This is a genomic window from Bradyrhizobium sp. I1.14.4, from assembly GCF_050435825.1.
Classification (GTDB): Bacteria; Pseudomonadota; Alphaproteobacteria; order Rhizobiales; family Xanthobacteraceae; genus Bradyrhizobium.
In genome coordinates this window covers 233,429-251,780 of sequence record NZ_JBNDLA010000009.1, presented here as the reverse complement: position 1 = coordinate 251,780, position 18,352 = coordinate 233,429, and the positions used below count along the sequence as shown (strand labels likewise).

The window sequence follows — 18,352 nt, the reverse complement described above, 5'->3', positions numbered from 1 at the left end:
GGCAGACTTGGTTTGGTAAGCCCAAGTCCTTTCGCAAACGAAGTCCTTTCGAAAACGAAGTCCTTTCGAAAACGAAAGCTCTGATCTCCTGCCTCGTGCATGAGATCCCCACGACGAACACCGGACGCCGCCCAAGCGCCCATTGTGTTCGTCCGTGTGGTTCTCAACCCGACGAACCGCTCCGGTCGAACACCGACCAAGGAGCAGTTCATGCACAGCCACCACCCCATTGCCCATGATGTCGTGATTGCCGGCGCCAGCCCCGTCGGCCTGCTGCTTGCCTGCGAGCTGCGGCTCGCAAAACGCTCGGTGCTGGTGCTGGAGCAGGCCGCCGACCCGCATTCGCCGTTGAAGCGGCTGCCGTTCGGCATGCGCGGCCTTTCGGCGCCGACCATCGAGGCCTTCCACCGTCGCGGGATGCTGGACGACATCGCGGCGCCGCAGCGCGCGCAAGATGACCCGGGCCGCAAAGCGTGGAATGCCGCGCATCTGCAGCCGCAGATGCGCCGCCCGGCCGGCCATTTCGCCGGCATCCAGTTTTACCACGACGATATCGACACGTCGAAATGGCCGTTTCGCCTGCCGAGTCCGGCCGGCACCAGCATGGCAGTCGACATAGCGTCGCTCGAATCTGCGCTGGCCGCGCGCGCAATCGCGATGGGGGCCGAGATCAGGCGCGGCCTCGGTGTCGAGGCGTTCGATCAGTCGGATGACGGCGTCATCGTTCGCGCCGGTGGCGAGACGTGCCACGCACGCTGGCTGGTCGGCTGCGACGGCGGCCGCAGCATGGTGCGCAAGGCAGGCGGCTTTGAGTTCGTCGGCAGCGATCCCGAGTTCACCGGCTATTCGGTCGAAGTCGAGATCGCCGATCCGGACCAGCTCCGCGCGGGCCGCCACTACACGCCGACAGGCATGTATACCTACGCGCGGCCCGGCACGATCGCGATGGTCGCGTTCGACGCCGGCGCTTTCCACCGAACCCGAGAGATCACGCGCGAGCATATGCAAGCGGTGTTGCGCCACGTCTCCGGCACCGACGTCACGTTGACAGCCCTTCAACTCGCTACCACCTGGACGGATCGGGCCTGCCAGGCGACGGCTTACCGGAAGGGGCGTGTGCTACTCGCCGGCGATGCCGCGCACATCCACTCTCCGCTGGGCGGACAGGGGCTCAACCTCGGACTTGGCGATGCAATGAACCTCGGCTGGAAGCTGGCTGCCACGATCCGCGGCGACGCGCCGGCGGATCTGCTCGACAGCTATTCGCGTGAGCGGCATCCGGTGGGCGCGCAGGTTTTGGACTGGTCACGAGCCCAGGTCGCGCTGATGCGGCCGAGCCGGAGCTCGCGCGCGGTCGAAGCCATCATCCGCGATCTCATCGCGACGCCCGATGGCTCGACCTACTTTGCCGAGCGGGTGTGGGGCGTTTCGCTCCGCTACGATCTTGGCGGCGGCCATCCGCTGGTGGGCCGCAGTGCGCCCGACTTCGAACTCGCCTGCGGGACGAAGCTCGGCGAGTTGCTCAGGGACGGGCGCGGCCTGCTGCTGGACTTTGACCCGCGCTCTCCCCTGCGGGCGCTTGCCGATCGCTGGCGTGGGCGGATCAGCTATGTCGCAAGCGACGCCAGGGACCGGTTGGGCTTGAACGCCGTGCTCGTGCGCCCCGACGGCTTCGTCGCCTGGGCCGCTGACACTGCCCCTCAGCTTGAGGAAGCGGCTCGGGCTGCGGCGCGATGGTTCGGCGAACCCGACGAGGCGCATGAACCCGCCCAAACCCCTTGAGACGCCGCGCGGGAGCTCCGCTGGCCTCCCTTGCACCGTGTACGGGTTCCCCGCCTCAACCGTAACGCCCCGTTAACCCTGTCAGCCTTAGGGTCGTCGGGGCTCCGGATGGACGGTGGCCGGGTTTGGTGTGATGTCGTTTGCACAGAAGAAAACTACCGTCGTCCCAGTAGCCGAGGAGCGGCGGCGCTTCCAGCGCGTCAAGGTGCACCTGCTCGGCCGCTACATGCTGCCCGACCGACGTGAGTTTCCCTGCCAGATTATCAACATGTCCCCGGGTGGCCTCGCTTTGCTGGCGCCGGGCATCGGCAATGTCGGCGACCGCGTGATCGCCTATCTCGACCATATCGGCCGGGTCGAAGGGCGCATCACCCGCATCATCGACAACGGCTTTGCGATGACGATCGGCGCCACCGCGCGCAAGCGTGACAAGCTTGCCGCCCAGCTCACCTGGCTTGCCAACCGCGACATCCTCAATCTGCCCGAGGATCGCCGCCACGATCGTATCGTGCCGCGCAACCCGATCGCGCTGCTCACCCAGGAAGACGGCACGCGGATGACCTGCCGCATCATCGACCTTTCCTTGTCCGGTGCTGCGATTGCCGCGGAGAACCGCCCGCTGCTGAAATCGCTCGTGATGCTTGGCAGGGTGCAGGCCCGCGTGGTGCGAAATCTCGAAGAAGGCTTCGCGCTCGAGTTCGTCCACGAGCAGTCCGCGGAAACGCTCGAAGAGAGCGTTACCGCGAGGTAAAGCGACAAGCCACTCAACACCCCGCTTTCAGCCCGCGAAGGCGGCCTCCGAGACACAGGAGGCCGCCTTCGACGCGTTTGGCGCGGTGAAATCCGCGGTTAACGGCCGCGGCGTTTGGCGCAGCAAACCGCAGTGGCGCAGCGCCTGGCGTGTTAATGCATAAAATTTGAATCAATTGCAGATGTTTCAAATTTTACGCGAATTCGATTCAAGTACAGATCGAATTCGCCGCAGGTTTTACCAGTATTCGCGTCAAATCTACTTTGCACACTTAGCGGCGGCGAAAAAACTTTGTGCGAAACGTGGTCCCAACAAGAAGAACGGGGGCCATGATGTTTGGGTTCAGGGGACAGGGGAAAGGTTTGGCGGTTGCCGCCATTCTGTTTGCAACGTGCGTGTCGGCCAAGGCCGGCGACGTGGTCTACGCCAGCCTTGGTGACGTCGCGCGTTCGCCGATCGGCTGGGTCGAATTCTGCGCCGACAATCCCGCCGAGTGCCGCGGCGGCCATACGCAACCACGCGACATCGTGCTGTCGCAGACCGCCTGGCGCGACCTCGTGCGGGTCAACAAGTGGGTCAACGAATCCATCAAGCCGATGACCGACATGGATCATTGGGGCGTGATCGAGAAATGGTCGCTGCCATCAGACGGTTACGGCGACTGCGAGGACTACGTGCTCCTGAAGCGCAAGATGCTGATGGATGCCGGCTGGCCCCGCGAGGCGCTGTTGATCACGGTGGTCCGCGACAAGAAGGGTGAAGGCCACGCGGTGCTGACGGTGAAGACCGACAAGGGCGAGTTCGTGCTCGATAACCAGAACGAGAGCATCGTCGCCTGGACGGAGACCGGCTACCGCTTCGTCAAGCGGCAATCGCAGGGCGATCCCAATGTGTGGGTCTCGCTTGGCGACAACCGCCCCGCAGTTTCAACGGCAAGCTCGCGCTGAGCAGAAGCAAGGATTTTCGAGTTCGCGACCCGGTCACATCCCCACCCCTCCCCGTCCCAGACCGGTTCGCGCGCGGCCAGCCTTCCCCCAAAGGCTGGCCGCAACCTTTTTGAGGGCATGAAAAACCCCGATGAAAAAACCCGATGAAAAAACCCGAGATGCCCGATGAAGTGAGGCCCGCAGGCCGGCGGCGCCGTCCTTATGCGAATTGCGCGACGAACCAGGTCACATAGGCGAAGTTCAGCGGCGGAAGGAACATCGCGGCGCTCTTGATGACCACACCGGTGCACGCGACGGCGCCACCGCAATCACCCCAACTGCTCGACAGGCTGTGACCGGCGGCGAAAAGTCCCAGCGCAAACGAGATGCTCTTCCTTTCATCTGTCGCCATCACTGCATTGTCGATGGCATCGAGCGTCCGCCCCAAACCGTTCGCGACCAGCCACCAGACCGGCCAGATGATGGCGTATACGATTTGCCGAACGCCCACACTCCCACTGCGCTCGCGGTAGAAGTGGCCGATCGTGAAGATGCAACCAAGCATGTACGTAATCAAAAATGGCAGTAGAGGCTTGCCCGCCACCATCGATTCCCCCCGTTTCTCTTATGGAAAACCTTAGCAAGGCATACTTCGAAAGCTTCATGAAAAAAAGTAGTAAGCGGCCAGCATGTTAACCGCAGGTCGAAAGCGGACTGCCGAGTTCCGATTCACGACGCGCACGCTATTGGATACATCGAGTGACCCTTCTGTGAGACCCTCCCTTGCCGGTATTCCCCCTCCGGATCCGCGTGACGTCATTGTCTGGCAATCGCACCTCAGAAGAAGCGCTCGAGAAAGGCCGCCGTCTCGTCCGTGATACCGACGATCTTGTTGGTGGCCTGGCGATAGAACTTGAAGTTGAGCTCGGTCTCGGGCCGGCCGTCGTCCCAGTCCTTGAAGCGCTTGAGCTGGTCGCGCTTGAGCTGGTCGCGCCCGAGCGGACGCGTCGCCAATGCGGTGCGCCTGACCTCGATGCTGACGCGCGGCGTTTGCCTGGCGACGCCGACCTTGCGGGGCACCGCCTCGGCCGAGGTAACAGTCGCGCGGGCGATCAGGTCGTTGCCGCCCTCGTTTTCGCTCGCGAATACGAACACGACGTTTCCGGCGGCGATCAGCTTGCCGCCATACAGGGTCTTCTGCGCCCTGAAGGCGAACGCGTTCGCCCGCGGATCGGAGATCTCGGTCTTGATCGCAAACGCCATCCCCCGCCTCTCCGCCCATCGCCCGGCCCACGCCGCCACCTTGACATCCTAGCGTCCGGGCTATTGAATTGAATTCAATTCAACCAACGGATGGACGATGACCGTCGCCAACCCTGGAACGCGGGAACGGCTGCTCGCCGCAGCCCGGGACGAACTGATCGAGGGGCTCGGGCATCTCGAGATGCAGGCCGTCGCCCGGCGGGCGCAGGCCTCGGTCGGGCTCGCCTATCACCATTTCGGATCGAAAGCCGGCCTGATCGCCGCCGTCGTCGAGGAGTTTTATGAGCGGCTCGATCAGGCAGCCTTCGGCGGGGCCAGACTGCCGGCGGCAGGCTGGGCGGACCGGGAGAAGCAGCGGATCGGCGCCTACGTCGCGTTTCACTACGAGCATCCGTTTGCTCCGCTCGTGATCGGACCGCTGAGCCGGTCGCCCGAGGTGCTGGATGTCGAGACCGCCTTCACCACCCGGCAACTCGCGGCCGGTGCCCGGATGCTCGAGGCGGCGCAGCGCGACGGGATTGTCGCCACAAACATCGACCCTCACCTCACCATCGCGCTGATGATCGGCGGCATCCGCCAGGCACTGATCGGTGCGCTGACGGGCGAACGGCGGCCCGATCCAGCTGGCCTCACCGACGACATCTGGGCCTTCATGGCCGCGGCGTTGCGACTGCCTGCCGAGGCCCGGTCCGAGAAGTCAAAAGCCAGGCGGCGCAGCCGCAGCTAAGGTTCAACTATAACCCCAAGGTTGGTAGCCATCTTGTTCAACCCGCACGATTTTCACACGCCGCAACCGTCCTACACCAGGCAGGATCTGCTGCAATCGAGCGCGGGTGGCTATTTCGGTCCCGGCAATGCGCAGCTGCCGGCGCCGCCGATGCTGATGATGGATCGCATCACCGAAATCAGCACCGAAGGCGGCGCCTTCGGCAAGGGCCATGTCGCCGCCGAGCTCGACATTGCGCCGGACCACTGGTTCTTCGCCTGTCACTTCGCCGGTGACCCCGTGATGCCCGGCTGCCTCGGGCTCGACGCCCTGTGGCAAATCATCGGCTTCTGGCTGGGCTGGTCGGGCTCACCGGGCAAAGGCCGGGCGCTCGGGGTCGGCGAGGTCAAGTTCAGGGGACACATCACGCCGGACGTCAGGCTCGTGCGCTATGAGGTCGACATGCGCCAGGTCAGACGCGGCCGGCTGGTGCTGGGCATCGCCGACGGCCGGGTGATCGCCGACGGCAGCTGCGTCTATCTGGCGAAGGATATGAGGGTCGGGCTGATCGCGCCCGCGCGTTGAGCCCCAAATGGCGCGTCCGATGGTCCGGCCTTGGGCCAGAAGCCTCGGAATTTGCGGCGAATTTTACAGACCCGGTGCCGCCCGCTCGAATCCCCGGGTTTTGCCCGCGCCGAGGTTGTGCTATTCGGAATCTTTCAATTGATGTCCGGTTCTGGTCGCATGGTCGAACTTGCCCCCCGGAATTCGCAAGCCAGTAGCCTGACAGGCGTGCAGCCGATCGCGATCGGCGCCGTGGCACTGGTGCTCGTGCTGTTCGGGATCGGCTCGATTGCGCTGTGGCGCGCCTTTAGCGGCAACGTGCCGGAGACCGACCGGATGGTCGCCGCCCGTCTATTGCAGGCGCGGACCGCGCAGGTCTCCGAGGCCCTGGTGGAAAAGACCAAGGGGATGGAGGCGACCCAGCAGGAATCCATCGACCAGTTGCAGGAGGTGCAGGACCAGCTGCAAACCATGCGCAAGCAGTTCGCCGCGCAACAGGCCGACGCCAAGAAGCTCTCCGACCAGGTGGCCGCGCTGACCGAGCAGGTCGAAGGTCTGCGCCAGTCCCTGGCGAGCGCGCAGGCCAACGAGCCGGCCGCCGAACCCGCGCCGCGCAAGCGCTCGAAGGCGACCCGCAGCGCCAACCGGAAGCGTCACCGATCGCGCGGTTGACGGCCCCGGTGCGCAGCGACCCGCGCCATAAAAATGCGCCAAATCCCGAACAACATCAGGACCTAACGTGGAACTTTGCGGGCTCCGGGCTGTCGGCGGCAGCCTCGCATGAGTACCCGTTAGCGTGAATTAATCCGGACTTTGTGAACTGGTTCACATATCGGCCCTCGAATCCGAGTCATCTTTCAATGACCGGATGGCGTGAGCCGATTTCAATATCCGGGGCTGGCAAGGTCGTTGACGGTATACTACGTCGACGGCCTTGTTTTTTTGGCCCTCGAATCTCCCATCTCGGAACTGCCCGGCAAGCTCCAGGCATCGAGAGCGCCCTCCACACGACGTGGCTGAGGAATTAAGGGCATGCTCCGGGTTGGCGAATCCATGCGCGCAACGTCGCCGCGGCCAACGCCGCAGCGAACCGCATTGCCGGGCTACTTGGTGCGATCGCGCAAGACGCGATCGCCTCTCAGCCGCAGCCGTGCGAGCTTCGGCTCGAGCTCGTGGAGCATGTAGATCAACGCAATGGCAAGGCTCGAAACAACCACGATGAACAGCAATGTCAGATCAGGAATGGTCAGCATCTCTGATATCCTCTGAGGCCCGGCCCCCACCGCAGCCGGGCCATTTGTTTTCGCGACGCGCTCATGCACAGACTGCTGCGATGCGATGCAAGCTGCATACCAATGCGCGACGGCCCCGGCATCAAGACACCGAGGCCGCACCAATCATTCCAAGACCATCAGCATGGCGATCGAATGGACCGGCCATGCGTCAGCGGATGGCTCAATTGCAAACCTGCACGGGCCGGACCTGCCAGCCATACGGCGTCAGCATCCGACGCCGAACGACGTAGCAGCCGCCGTCGCTATAACCATAACCGTAGCCGTAGCCATCGTCGTAGCCATAACCGGCGTAATAAGGATTGCCGTAGTAGCCGTCATAGTAGTCGTAGGCGCCATAGCCCAGCCCGAAGCCGACCGCTGCGGCAGCGAACGGATAGCCCCAGCCGCGGCGATAATAGCCACCGCCGCCGTGCCAGCCTCCACCATGCCAGCCGCGGCCAGCCCAGCCGCCACCGATTGCGGCCGACCGGAAGCCACCGCCGCCGCCCATGGCCCGAAAAGCGCCGCCGCCAAATCCGCCGCCGCGGAAGCCGCCACCACCATGGAAGCCGCCGCCGCCACCGTGGAAGCCGCCACCGCCGCCGAAGCCACCGCGTGCCGACGCGGCGTCGACCGTGAACAGGCCGACCGAGGCCGTCGCCAGCAAGGCAATCATCGTTTTACGCAACATCACCCGTTACTCCTCTTTCCAAGGCTTTTCGTTTCAAGCCTCCTCCGCCGCGTCCCGCGCATGCTAACTCAATCTAGGATCGCAGCTTCCGACGTGCGCCTATGTCGCGCTCACTTCTGCGCGACCCACGTTCATCGAACGTGCAGTCGTCAAAAGTTAACAGCCGCGGCAGATGCCTTTTAGCCGATGGTCGACCGACTTGTTCTCGTCGGCGATCGCCTTGTCGAAGCTTTCGCTCGACGCCGAGCCGGTGGTGACGCCCTCGCCGGAGTTGAGCCGGCCGGACGATTGAGCGGTGCCGGCACTGTTGGTGCCGCGCGGCGGCGATGTCACTTGCGGCGAGGTCGGGCTGGCTGACGAGGGGTTGCCGGTCCCAGTACCGCTCCCGGTGCCGCTCCCAGTGCCTTGGGCGACGGTAACCGTGGGCGCCAGCAGAATCGCGATTGTCGCGAATGCGGCGGTGACAGATAATTTGCGCATGGCAATTCTCCCTTGCGGACACCAACGAGTCCGCAAAACGCCGGTTCCCGCAGGCATTGGAGCAATGCAATTTGCGCAAGCTGATCGAGTTCGACGACGATACTTTCGACAAGCTGAAGCAGCTTGGGCGCGACCGGATGGCGACCTTGCAGGAGCTCGCGGACGAGGCCTTCGCCGACCTGCTCAAGAAGCACGGTATTCCGATCGACCTGAAGGATGCGCTGCGCAAGAGCGCAAGACTGCAGGAAGCAGCAAAATTGCAGGAGGCGGCAAAACCGGCCGCCGCGGCACCGAGGGGCGCGCGCAAGCGGGGCCGGAAGCGCTGAGGGCTCAGCCGATCTTCTTCAGTCCGGCTTTGTACTGCGGGCCCCTGATCGCGTAGGACTTCGCCGGCCGCGACAACGCCTCCGCCTGCGCGCCGTCCAGCGTGCGCACCACGCGCGCGGGCGCACCGATGATCAGGGAATTTTCCGGAAACTCCTTGCCCTCGGTGATGACGGAGCCGGCGCCGACGACACTGCCGCGCCGGATGCGCGCGCCGTTCATCACGATCGATCCCATCCCGATCAGCACGCCGTCCTCCAGCGTGCAGCCGTGCACGATCGCATTGTGGCCGATGGTGACGTTGTTGCCGATGGTGAGCGGAAAGCCGGGATCGACATGCAAGGTGGAATTGTCCTGGACGTTGGAGCCCTCGCCGATCTCGATCCATTCATTGTCGCCGCGCAGCACGGCGCCGAACCAGACGCTGGCCGCGGACTTGAGACGGACCTTGCCGATCACAACAGCATTGTCGGCGATAAAGTAGCTGCCGTCAGCGGGAAGATCGGGCGCCTGCCCGTCGAGTTCGTAGATCGCCATGAAGGTCTCCTTGGATCAGGTGACCTTGGCACAGCGGACGACGCGGTTTCAAGCAAGCACGCTCATGATCCGGACACGGATCAGGATCCGGCGTGGATCACCCGACCACGCCGGCAGCGCGCAGCGTCATCATGAAGAAGGTGCCGGACATCAGACTCCAGAAGCCGGAGATGACGGTTGCCATCATCACGAACTCGAAGCGGCGGCGCTCGATGCGTGCGCCGCGCAGCGTGTTGCGCATGATGATGAACGGTGCGGCGAAGACGAGGAACGGGACTGCGGCGAAGGTCTTCGGCGCCACGCCCTCCTGCAGCAGTCCGAACCCGGCCGGGCGCTCCGCCATCGCCTGATAGCCGCTGGCGAGCGCGCCGGCGAGCGCGAAGCCGATCAAGAGCGAGAACAGGGAATTCAAGGTATCGGGCGACATCGGAACTTCCGCTACGCAACGGGCACTCGCCGTGCTTCGCAGAATTGGCGGCCGGCCGCCACAGCATCCTTAAGAAAAGGTTAACCGGCGGCGCCCGGCGCGGCATTTGCGCATGGCCATTCGCTCAGGGATTCCATTGGAATCGTACGGAAATTCCGCGTCACGTGGCATATTCGGCAAGTGATTCGGCCACTCCCGACCTGCTCTCAGCCTCAATCATGACGCTTCTCTCGACGGCCCAGCATCTCGCCCGCGACACCCGCCGCAACCCGCGCGCGCATCTCGTTCCGATCATCGCCTCGGCAATCATCGCGGCCGGTGCGATTGCGCTCGTCGCCTATCTGTTGTGGCCGACCTACACGACCGTCCCGCCGAGCGACCCGTCGCGGCTCCCGGTGAGCGTCGGCGGCACGCTGTTCAACGTGCCGACCATGGCCGTGCGCATGAAGATCCAGCGCCATTCCGGGCCGCAGGAGCGTGTCGATTTGAGCTTCCTCTATCCGTCGCTGGAGGCGCCTGCCGCGCCGAGGCACTACAGCGCCGACACGGTCGAGGACAAGGTGCAGCCGATCGACAGGATCTTCGTGTCGATCGCGGCGCACCATGATTCACTCGCGCCGGACATGCGCCTGCGCACGATCTATCCGCGCTATCTCGACGAGCGCGCGAACACCGATGACGGCTTGACGGCGCGCGCGTTCCGCGACGGCACGCCCTATGGCGGCGAGGACCTGTTCACCGCGACCGAGCCGCAGCTGATCGCGCGCTGCACGCGCGACACGTCAACGCCCGGCATGTGCCTGAGTGAGCAGCGCATCGAGGGCGCCGACCTGACCTTCCGCTTTCCGCGCAGCTGGCTTGCGCTATGGCGCGACGTCGCCAGCGCGATGGGCCGCCTGTCCGCACAGATGCACAGCGCGAAGGGGTAGCTTGCTCGTCATTGCGAGCCACCCGGTCGGCGCGAAGCGCCGCCGGATGACAGGCTCCGCGAAGCAATCCACCGAGCCGCTAATGCGGAAATATGGATTGCTTCGTCATGGAGCCTGTCATCGGGCGCGCATGCGCGCGACCCGTTGGCTCCTCGCAATGGCGCGCCGAGACCAGCCCGCTCAGCCCTGCTCGCTCAGATCTTCTTCCAGGATAGCCATCTGGAACTGGAACGAGCGGTCATCGTCCTCGTCGTCGACGAACAGCACGCCAATGAACTCCTCGCCGATATAGACCTCGGCCGAGTCGTCCTTCTTGGGCCGCGGCACCACGCGGATCTTGGGATTGCTGAACACGCGTTTGAGATACGCGTCGAGCTTCCTGACTTCCTGAACGTCCACGGCCGTCTCCAATCGGGTCGATGATTTTCGGGGGAGTTTTAGGACGAGACGGCAAAGATCGCCAGAGCCTTTTCAGGCTTTGGCGACGTGATGTTGCGCACACGATTCTGGTTTTGGCGCGTTTTCTTGACGCAAACCGGTGTCCACTTCGCTCAAAAAGGCGCCGCGATCAGAAAGCGAATGAAATCAAAGCCCGCGAAATCAAAGCCCGATCGCGTTGAGCATCTGGTCCATGGTGCGCGACGGCTCGGCACAGCCGGCCTCGCCGACGATTTTCGCCGGCACGCCCGCAACCGTGACGTTGTGCGGCACGGGCTTGACCACGACGGAGCCCGCCGCGATGCGCGCGCAATGACCGATCTCGATATTGCCGAGGATCTTGGCGCCGGCGCCGATCAGCACACCGTGGCGGATCTTCGGATGGCGATCCTCGTTCTCCTTGCCGGTGCCGCCGAGCGTGACGCCATGCAGGATCGAGACGTCGTCGTCGATGACGGCGGTCTCGCCGCAGACGAAACCGGTGGCGTGATCGAGGAAGATGCCGCGGCCGATCCTGGCGGCCGGGTTGATGTCGGTCTGGAACACCGCCGACGAGCGGCTCTGCAGATAGAAGGCGAAATCCTTGCGGCCCTTCTGATGCAGCCAGTGCGCGAGACGATGGGTCTGCAGCGCGTGAAAGCCCTTGAAGTAGAGCAAGGGATCGATGAAGCGCGAGGTCGCGGGGTCGCGGTCGTAGACGGCGACGAGATCGGCGCGGAAGGCGTTGCCGATATCGGGCGCGTCGCGCAATGCCTCGCCATAGGTCTGGCGGATCAGGTCGCCGGACAGCGCGGCGTGATCGAGCCGGTCGGCAATCCGATGGACCACCGAATCCTCCAGGCGCTCATGATGCAGCACGGTCGCATAGATGAAGGATGCGAGCTCCGGCTCGCGCCGCAGGATATCTTCCGCCTCGCCGCGGATCCGATCCCAGATCGGATCAAGCGCCGCCAGCTTGCCCCCGTGCGGATTGACCTGATGAACTGCCATAGCTGCTCTCGCAATTCGGTTGTTCTGATGTGCGTTATAGCACGATGGACCCAGCGCGTCCCGGGAAGGCTCAGTACGTAAACCTAAGCCGAACACCCCGGGGCCGGCGTCTAGGGGAATTGGTCGGGATTTTGCCGAAATCAAGCCGTGCTTCTGCAACTATTGGCGGATTTCGTCCCCCGTGTGGTTTTGGGCATGGTCAGCCCCAATAAATGGGGGAAACATCATCAATACCCGGAGTTTAGGCGCCCGCCGGACCGACGCACGGTCGGTCTGGATCGCCACCATTGCCATCCCCCTCCTCCTGCTCGCCCCTGCCTTCTGGAACGGCTATCCGCTGCTCCAATGGGATACCGGCGGCTATCTGGCGCGCTGGTATGAGGGTTATCTGGTGCCGAGCCGGTCCACGGTGTTCGGCATCTACCTCCATCTCGGCGAGACCTCGGGCTTCTGGCTCAACCTCGGCATCCAGACCCTGGCGACGCTGTGGATCCTGCAGCTGACGCTGCGCGTGCTCGACCTCGCCCGCCCGGTCCGCCTGATTGCGATCAGCCTCGCACTGATCGCGACCACCGCGCTGCCTTGGCTCGCGAGCATGCTGCTGACCGACATCTTTGCCGGCCTTTCGGTGCTCGCACTCGTGATCCTCGTCCTGCACGGCGATAGGATTTCGACGCTGGAGAAGGCGGTGCTGTTCGGGTTCATCGCGTTTTCGGCCGCAACGCACAGCGCGACGCTCGCGGTGCTGCTTGGCCTGTGCTGTGTAGGCTGGCTGCTGCGTCCGTGGCTCGGCCGGCGCATCCCGGTCGCCGGCCTGGTGCAGGGCAGCCTGACCATCGTCGCGGGGGCTGCGATGCTGCTGGCTGCAAATTTCGCGCTGTCCGGACAGCTCGCCTGGACACCCGGTGGCGTCGGCGTCGCCTTCGGCCGCATGCTGCAGGATGGCATCGTCACGCAATATCTGCGCGACCACTGCGCGAAGCAGAAGTTGAAGCTCTGCCCCTATCGCAACGAGTTGCCGCCGACCGCCGACGACTTCCTGTGGGGCCACAGCATGTTCGACACGCTCGGCCGCTTCCAGGGACTGAATGACGAGATGGGTTACATCGCGCAGCGTTCGCTGGCCGAATATCCGGGATGGCAGGCCAAGGCGGCGCTGACCGCAACCGCCGACCAGCTGATGCATGTCGCGACCGGTGAAGGCAGCAATGGCTGGATCCCGCATACCTACGGCATCATCGAGCGCTATATTCCCAAACAGATCGCGCCGATGCGCGCCGCGCGGCAGCAGCGCGGGCACCTCGACTTCACCGCGATCAACCGTATTCACGTGCCGGTCGCACTGGCCTCGATGCTTCTGGTCGTGATCCTGTTCGGCCGCGGGCTATGGCAGCGGCGCCTTGACGATCTGACGCTGCTGGCGGGCACGGTCATGCTCGCTTTGCTCGGCAATGCCGTCATCTGTGGCGTGATCTCGGGGCCGCACGACCGCTACGGCGCGCGCATTGTGTGGGTCGCGACCTTCGTGGTGCTGATCGCGGCCGCGCGCGCCTTCGCCAAAGACGATGCCGACGACGATGCCGAGAACGAATCCGACGAGCTATTTTCGACGCGACAGGAAGTCGATGACGCCGGTTTTGTAGACCTTGTCGCCGACCGCCCGCATGTGGTCGCGGTTCGGAATGTCGAGCACCCGCGAACCCGGAATGATCCGGCCGAGCGCTGACGCCGAGCCCGCGATCTCGTCCTTGCTGCCGACCGCGATCAGAACAGGCACGCGGATGCCGGCGGCCTCCTCGCGCGTCATCAGGCGGCGCGAGCCGCGCAGGCAGGCGGCGAGCGCGCGGCGGTCGGAGCGGGTCTGATCGGCAAAGGCGCGGAAGGTGCGGCCGACCGGATCGGTGACATCGTCGAGCGACGGCGCCTCCAGCGCCAGCGCGACGGCCTCGCCGGGTCCACCGCCCTCGATCAGCCCGATGCCGATGCCGCCGAGGATCGCCGAACGCACCCGATCGGAATTTTCATGCGCCAGGATCGCCGTCATCCGCGAACCCAGCGAATACCCCATGATGTCGGCGCGCGCGATTCCGAGATGATCCATCAGCGCGATCACGTCGCTTGCCATGGTCGCAATCTCGTACTGCGCGGCGTCGTAGGGCTTGGCGGATTCACCGTGGCCGCGATTGTCGAGCGCGATGACGCGCCGGCCGGCCTTGACGAGCTCCGACACCCAGGTCGGATAGATCCAGTTGACGTTCTTGCTTGAGGCAAAGCCGTGCACGAGCACGATCGGCTCGCCCGCGCCTTCGTCGATATAGGCAATTTCAACATCGCCGTGATGGAAACTCGGCATCATCGATTCCGTTTTTTCTTGCGACTTGCGACTCGGGATTGGGGATTGGCGATCGACCGGCGACCGCAACCTTAGCCCTGGGCGGGCATACTCGCCAGCGCGGCCTGCGCGGTCGTCTGCCGCTTCAGGCGCAGCGCCTTGCTTCGTCTGAGCCACCACGCTGTGGTTCGTTCGGTGGTGGCCTTGATCGACGACAGGAAGCCGAACAGCGCGAGCAGCGCGCCGAACAGCCACATGGTGAGATTGAACGTGCCGGCCGCCAGCAGCAGCGCACCGCGGCCGAGCAGCTTGATGATCGCGCGGGTCTGGCCGCCCTTCACGTCCGCGATGCGGGCCGCGCGCGCGATCTCCCGCGGGTTCTCCGCGACCTTGAGCGTGTCCCGCGCGGCACGAACCCCGGCCGCCTCGCCGATGCGCCCGACGTCCTTGGCGACGCGCACCAGCGCGCCGGCCTTCTCGGCGCGGAATGCCGCGCGGATCGCGGTTGCGGTTTCCGCCGGCCGCAGCACGGAGCCGGACGCGACCGCCTCGCGCAGCGCCGGCTGATCGACCACCTCGCGGGTCGAGCGCCCGGCCCATTCGATCATGCCCTCACTCAGCCGTCCGGCCTTGCGCGTATCCTTGACCAGCGTCAGTCCGGCGCGCAGCGGCGCGGCGCCGCCGACCGACACATAGGTGGCCGCGGCCACGGCGAGCCCGGCGGCCGCAAGGCCAAGCACCAGCTGGTCGGTGTCCTCACCCATCACGAAATGCTTGCCCTCGCGCACGACGTCCCTGACGTCACCGAACACGAACAGGTCGCCGGCGACCGTGCCGGACAGGCTTGCGACATCGTCGGCATTGCCGGTCACGAGGCCGGTGGCAAACCCCTTGGCGAAATGAGCGGTGGACGACTGCTCGGCGCGCGCGTCGTCGACACGCTTTGTGAGTTCATCACTGAGCGCGATGTTCTTCTCGCTTGCGAGCGCGACAAAGCTGGTCGCAAGATCGGCATCTCCGGAGGCGAGTGCCGCCTCGATATTGTCCGATATCAACGCCGGGTTGTTGCGCAGCACGGAACTGAGCCTCATATCGGCGAGCGCGGCGGGATCGTCCCGCGCTGACAGCACCGTGCCGGCGTCGCGGGCGTGTGGCCAAATAGCCGCGCCCATGGCAGCACTTACTGCCAGGCCAGCTACCGCAACGCTCAGGCGCACCCCGTTCATTCCGCTAAAAACCTCCAGTTTTATTCGCCTTGGAAATAGTGTGCCGTTTTTGCGACACAACGGCTCCGACCAAAGGAGGGCTTCTCTGGGACGACAAGATTGTGTCGAATTTGCATGAGCAAATGAGCCATCGGGGCTCTAGGAATCAACTGTTCCCGCCAGTATGGTGCGCGGCATTTCGCGATGCCGCATGCTGTTGTTGCGTCTGCCCGTCGTTGCCACCAAGGTGAGAATATGTCCGACCACGTCGTTCCGCACTTCCATAACGATGCCGGTGTCTCGGTAATCGAAATCGGATCGCAGGAGTTCATGTGCGTCGGCGCCAACCCGCCGTTCGACCATCCGCACGTGTTCCTCGACCTCGGCAACGACAGCGAGATCATCTGCCCGTACTGCTCGACGCTCTATCGCTTCGCCTCCGACCTCGCTGCCGGCGAAGCGCGGCCGCCGGAATGCGTGCTGAAAGACAAGGTCGCCTGACCGCTCCGTGGCGCTGACGCGAACCGTCATCGTTGCAGGCGCCGGGATCGGAGGACTGACGGCGTCGCTGACTTTGGCGGCACAAGGCTTTCGCGTCGTCGTGCTGGAGAAAGCCGAGCGGCTCGAGGAAGCCGGCGCCGGCATCCAGCTCTCTCCCAATGCCAGCCGCATCCTGGTCGACCTCGGGCTCAAGGAACCGCTTGCGCGGCGCGCGGTCACGCCGGAATCCGTCAACATCCTGAGCGCGCGGGCCGGTGGCGAGATCGCACGGATGCCGCTTGGCCAGGCGGCCGAATTCCGCGCCGGCGCACCCTATTGGGTGATCCACCGCGCCGATTTGCAGGCCGCGCTGCAGGCCGCCGTCAACGACCATCCCGATATCGATCTGCGGCTCGGCTGCCAGTTCGAGGATGTCACCAAGCACGCCAAGGGCCTGACGGTGGTGCAGCGCCGCGGCAACGCACGGCAGCAGGAATTGGCCGTTGCGCTGATCGGCGCCGATGGCATCTGGTCGTCGGTGCGCGGGCATTTGTTTCCGGATGTGCAGCCACAATTCTCCGGCCTGATTGCCTGGCGCGGCACGCTGGACGCAACAGCCCTGCCGCGTGAATACACCGCACCGCGCGTGCAGCTCTGGATGGGACCGGACGCACATCTCGTGGCCTATCCGATCTCGGCCGGACGCCAGATCAATGTGGTCGCGATCGTATCCGGCACCTGGAACCGGCCGGGCTGGAGCGCGCCCGGCGACATCAACGAGATCAAGGGCGCGTTCGCCACCGCGCGCTGGCCCACCACGGCGCGGATGCTGATCGGCGCGGTCGACGGCTGGCGCAAATGGGCGCTGTTCACCCTGCCCGACATCGGCCGCTGGAGCGAAGGCGCGGTGACGCTGCTCGGCGACGCCGCGCATGCGATGTTGCCGTTTGCCGCGCAAGGCGCCGGCATGGCGATCGAGGATGCGGCCGTGCTTGCCAAGGCATTGAGCGACAGCACCGGTGAAAACACCGCGGGCATTCCCGCCGCGCTGAAGCGCTACGCGAAGATGCGGCGCACGCGCGTGCTGAAGGTGCAGCGCATGGCGCGGCAACAGGGCCGCATCTATCATTTGAGCGGACCTGCGGCGATCGCGCGCGATCTTGCGATCCGCGCGATCGGCCCGCAGCGCATGCTGGCGCGGCAGGACTGGATCTACGACTGGCGCGCCTGAGATATCAGCCGAGCGCGCCTTACGCGCGAACGACAACCGGTTGGTCCGGAAATGCTGACTTAGTGGACGAGGCCCCGTGGCGCCCGCGGGCCCTTCGGCGCCGGCGTGGGGGCTGCGGGTGCAGCGGCCGCGGGGGTATCCGGCGGGCTTTCATGGCACTTGCTTTTGCGCCAGGCCTCATCCGCAAGCTTCTGCTGGGAGTGGATCGCGATCAGCTCGTTGCGATAGACCATCTCGGAGACCACGGTACCGCCGACGCCGGTCTCCGCCTTGGCCATCAACTTTTCCTGATCCGCCGCGCGGGTCTTGAGGCTCGTGCGCTCGGTCTCGAGCTGCTTGCAATCATACAGGTCGTATTTGGCGGGATCGGCGAACGCCGATGGCACGCTGTCGCCGATCTGTGCGCAACCGGAAACGCCCGCGGCCGAGGCGAGCAGCGCAACGACGGTTGCCGCGCGCAACAGATTTGAGCGGCGTGGAAAACGAACAGACATTCAGCTTTCTTAGTCCGACAGTGTTGAGATTGCCTAAAGCAGCCACCGGTGTCCGGATTGAGGCTCAATCGCGGCGGCGGGCCGCTTATCCCAACGCTCGGCTGCCGAAGCAATTGGAATTGCGGGCCGGAGCGTAAGCCTTTGAAAGCTCGCCCGTTAGCACCGGATAATGACAATTCCACTCTGCGCCCAAACGCGCTAGATATCGGCGCGCCTGGCGCAACGCGGACGTGGCGGAACTGGTAGACGCAAGGGACTTAAAATCCCTCGATGGCAACGTCGTGTGGGTTCGAGTCCCACCGCCCGCACCAGCCTTCGCTCGCGAAGCGAACGAAGCGCCGCACCGGAGCAAAGGCGGGGACGGTGCGCTTGTCCGCGAGCTACGGCTCGGCAAGCCACATCGCGCCGCGAAGGATGTCCCAAACAGGACGCCGCGAACGGCGACTGCGGTGGGTAACCGCACGCGGCAAAGCGACGCCACGCAGCTGCCCGCGCACGAAATGCCCTGCACTATTTTAGGTTGATTGT

General features: G+C 64.7%; 22 protein-coding genes, 1 tRNA gene and 1 pseudogene. 12 read left to right on the top strand and 12 right to left on the bottom strand.

Annotated features, from left to right (window positions below; translation table 11 throughout):
* Positions 1-210 precede the first annotated feature (210 nt).
* The 3 genes from ABIB78_RS20670 to ABIB78_RS20660 all read left to right on the top strand — a co-directional run bounded on the left by ABIB78_RS20670 (position 211) and on the right by ABIB78_RS20660 (position 3,480).
* Positions 211-1,782, top strand: a complete 1,572-nt coding sequence (locus tag ABIB78_RS20670; RefSeq protein ID WP_429027924.1) for an FAD-dependent monooxygenase — start codon at positions 211-213, stop codon at positions 1,780-1,782.
* A gap of 133 nt (positions 1,783-1,915) precedes the next feature.
* Positions 1,916-2,533 (top strand): PilZ domain-containing protein, encoded by a 618-nt coding sequence (locus ABIB78_RS20665; RefSeq protein WP_429027990.1) that lies wholly within the window; start codon positions 1,916-1,918, stop codon positions 2,531-2,533.
* A 332-nt stretch (positions 2,534-2,865) separates the two neighbouring features.
* A complete protein-coding gene (locus ABIB78_RS20660; RefSeq protein WP_429027988.1) occupies positions 2,866-3,480 on the top strand; it encodes a transglutaminase-like cysteine peptidase in 615 nt (204 codons plus the stop codon).
* A gap of 199 nt (positions 3,481-3,679) precedes the next feature.
* Here the strand turns inward: ABIB78_RS20660 and ABIB78_RS20655 are convergent, their stop codons facing one another.
* Both ABIB78_RS20655 and ABIB78_RS20650 read right to left on the bottom strand, forming a co-directional pair.
* The gene (locus ABIB78_RS20655) at positions 3,680-4,066 is read right to left on the bottom strand and encodes a hypothetical protein (RefSeq protein ID WP_429027922.1); all 387 of its coding nucleotides are present in this window, start codon (positions 4,064-4,066) and stop codon (positions 3,680-3,682) included.
* A gap of 230 nt (positions 4,067-4,296) precedes the next feature.
* A complete protein-coding gene (locus ABIB78_RS20650) occupies positions 4,297-4,722 on the bottom strand; it encodes a hypothetical protein (RefSeq protein WP_429027920.1) in 426 nt (141 codons plus the stop codon).
* Positions 4,723-4,819: 97 nt separating this feature from the next.
* On the opposite strand from ABIB78_RS20650, the gene ABIB78_RS20645 reads away from it, so the two are divergent.
* The 3 genes from ABIB78_RS20645 to ABIB78_RS20635 all read left to right on the top strand — a co-directional run bounded on the left by ABIB78_RS20645 (position 4,820) and on the right by ABIB78_RS20635 (position 6,664).
* The gene (locus tag ABIB78_RS20645; protein ID WP_429027918.1) at positions 4,820-5,449 is read left to right on the top strand and encodes a TetR/AcrR family transcriptional regulator; all 630 of its coding nucleotides are present in this window, start codon (positions 4,820-4,822) and stop codon (positions 5,447-5,449) included.
* A gap of 33 nt (positions 5,450-5,482) precedes the next feature.
* The gene (gene fabA / locus ABIB78_RS20640; protein ID WP_429027916.1) at positions 5,483-6,013 is read left to right on the top strand and encodes a bifunctional 3-hydroxydecanoyl-ACP dehydratase/trans-2-decenoyl-ACP isomerase; all 531 of its coding nucleotides are present in this window, start codon (positions 5,483-5,485) and stop codon (positions 6,011-6,013) included.
* 159 nt (positions 6,014-6,172) lie between these two features.
* Positions 6,173-6,664, top strand: coding sequence for a hypothetical protein (locus tag ABIB78_RS20635; protein WP_429027913.1), 492 nt, complete (start codon positions 6,173-6,175; stop codon positions 6,662-6,664).
* A 431-nt stretch (positions 6,665-7,095) separates the two neighbouring features.
* Here the strand turns inward: ABIB78_RS20635 and ABIB78_RS20630 are convergent, their stop codons facing one another.
* The 3 genes from ABIB78_RS20630 to ABIB78_RS20620 all read right to left on the bottom strand — a co-directional run bounded on the left by ABIB78_RS20630 (position 7,096) and on the right by ABIB78_RS20620 (position 8,437).
* Positions 7,096-7,245 carry a hypothetical protein gene (locus ABIB78_RS20630; protein ID WP_429027911.1) on the bottom strand — a complete coding sequence of 50 codons (150 nt, stop codon included), beginning with the start codon at positions 7,243-7,245 and terminating at the stop codon, positions 7,096-7,098.
* Between the two features lie 202 nt (positions 7,246-7,447).
* The gene (locus ABIB78_RS20625) at positions 7,448-7,957 is read right to left on the bottom strand and encodes a hypothetical protein (RefSeq protein ID WP_429027909.1); all 510 of its coding nucleotides are present in this window, start codon (positions 7,955-7,957) and stop codon (positions 7,448-7,450) included.
* Positions 7,958-8,113: 156 nt separating this feature from the next.
* The gene (locus tag ABIB78_RS20620; protein WP_429027907.1) at positions 8,114-8,437 is read right to left on the bottom strand and encodes a hypothetical protein; all 324 of its coding nucleotides are present in this window, start codon (positions 8,435-8,437) and stop codon (positions 8,114-8,116) included.
* Between the two features lie 71 nt (positions 8,438-8,508).
* Here ABIB78_RS20620 and ABIB78_RS20615 point away from each other — a divergent pair, with 71 nt between their 5' ends.
* Entirely contained in the window at positions 8,509-8,763 is a 255-nt protein-coding gene (locus ABIB78_RS20615; protein WP_429027906.1) for a hypothetical protein, read from the top strand.
* 4 nt (positions 8,764-8,767) lie between these two features.
* Here the strand turns inward: ABIB78_RS20615 and ABIB78_RS20610 are convergent, their stop codons facing one another.
* Together ABIB78_RS20610 and ABIB78_RS20605 are read right to left on the bottom strand one after the other, a co-directional pair.
* On the bottom strand, positions 8,768-9,298 hold the full coding sequence (locus ABIB78_RS20610) for a gamma carbonic anhydrase family protein (protein ID WP_429027903.1): 531 nt from the start codon (positions 9,296-9,298) through the stop codon (positions 8,768-8,770).
* A gap of 97 nt (positions 9,299-9,395) precedes the next feature.
* Entirely contained in the window at positions 9,396-9,725 is a 330-nt protein-coding gene (locus tag ABIB78_RS20605; protein WP_429027901.1) for a DUF6949 family protein, read from the bottom strand.
* A 218-nt stretch (positions 9,726-9,943) separates the two neighbouring features.
* Here ABIB78_RS20605 and ABIB78_RS20600 point away from each other — a divergent pair, with 218 nt between their 5' ends.
* Complete coding sequence (locus tag ABIB78_RS20600) at positions 9,944-10,654, top strand: hypothetical protein (RefSeq protein ID WP_429027899.1); 711 nt, start codon at positions 9,944-9,946, stop codon at positions 10,652-10,654.
* Between the two features lie 180 nt (positions 10,655-10,834).
* On the opposite strand, the gene ABIB78_RS20595 is transcribed toward ABIB78_RS20600, so the two are convergent.
* The gene (locus tag ABIB78_RS20595) at positions 10,835-11,053 is read right to left on the bottom strand and encodes a DUF3126 family protein (protein WP_163161378.1); all 219 of its coding nucleotides are present in this window, start codon (positions 11,051-11,053) and stop codon (positions 10,835-10,837) included.
* 201 nt (positions 11,054-11,254) lie between these two features.
* A complete protein-coding gene (gene cysE / locus ABIB78_RS20590) occupies positions 11,255-12,082 on the bottom strand; it encodes a serine O-acetyltransferase (RefSeq protein ID WP_429027897.1) in 828 nt (275 codons plus the stop codon).
* Positions 12,083-12,263: 181 nt separating this feature from the next.
* On the opposite strand from cysE, the pseudogene ABIB78_RS20585 reads away from it, so the two are divergent.
* Positions 12,264-13,655, top strand: a pseudogene (locus ABIB78_RS20585) (hypothetical protein); the annotation flags it as partial.
* A gap of 27 nt (positions 13,656-13,682) precedes the next feature.
* On the opposite strand, the gene ABIB78_RS20580 reads toward ABIB78_RS20585, so the two are convergent.
* The gene (locus ABIB78_RS20580; RefSeq protein ID WP_429027895.1) at positions 13,683-14,435 is read right to left on the bottom strand and encodes an alpha/beta fold hydrolase; all 753 of its coding nucleotides are present in this window, start codon (positions 14,433-14,435) and stop codon (positions 13,683-13,685) included.
* A gap of 71 nt (positions 14,436-14,506) precedes the next feature.
* Positions 14,507-15,640, bottom strand: a complete 1,134-nt coding sequence (locus ABIB78_RS20575) for a hypothetical protein (RefSeq protein WP_429027894.1) — start codon at positions 15,638-15,640, stop codon at positions 14,507-14,509.
* 234 nt (positions 15,641-15,874) lie between these two features.
* On the opposite strand from ABIB78_RS20575, the gene ABIB78_RS20570 reads away from it, so the two are divergent.
* Complete coding sequence (locus ABIB78_RS20570) at positions 15,875-16,120, top strand: zinc-finger domain-containing protein (protein WP_092115185.1); 246 nt, start codon at positions 15,875-15,877, stop codon at positions 16,118-16,120.
* A 7-nt stretch (positions 16,121-16,127) separates the two neighbouring features.
* The gene (locus ABIB78_RS20565) at positions 16,128-17,330 is read left to right on the top strand and encodes an FAD-dependent monooxygenase (RefSeq protein WP_429027890.1); all 1,203 of its coding nucleotides are present in this window, start codon (positions 16,128-16,130) and stop codon (positions 17,328-17,330) included.
* 59 nt (positions 17,331-17,389) lie between these two features.
* Here the strand turns inward: ABIB78_RS20565 and ABIB78_RS20560 are convergent, their stop codons facing one another.
* Positions 17,390-17,824: a twin-arginine translocation pathway signal gene (locus ABIB78_RS20560; RefSeq protein WP_429027889.1), complete on the bottom strand. Its 435-nt coding sequence runs from the start codon at positions 17,822-17,824 to the stop codon at positions 17,390-17,392.
* Positions 17,825-18,048: 224 nt separating this feature from the next.
* Here ABIB78_RS20560 and ABIB78_RS20555 point away from each other — a divergent pair.
* A tRNA-Leu gene (locus tag ABIB78_RS20555) sits at positions 18,049-18,135 on the top strand.
* The last annotated feature ends 217 nt before the right edge of the window (positions 18,136-18,352 follow it).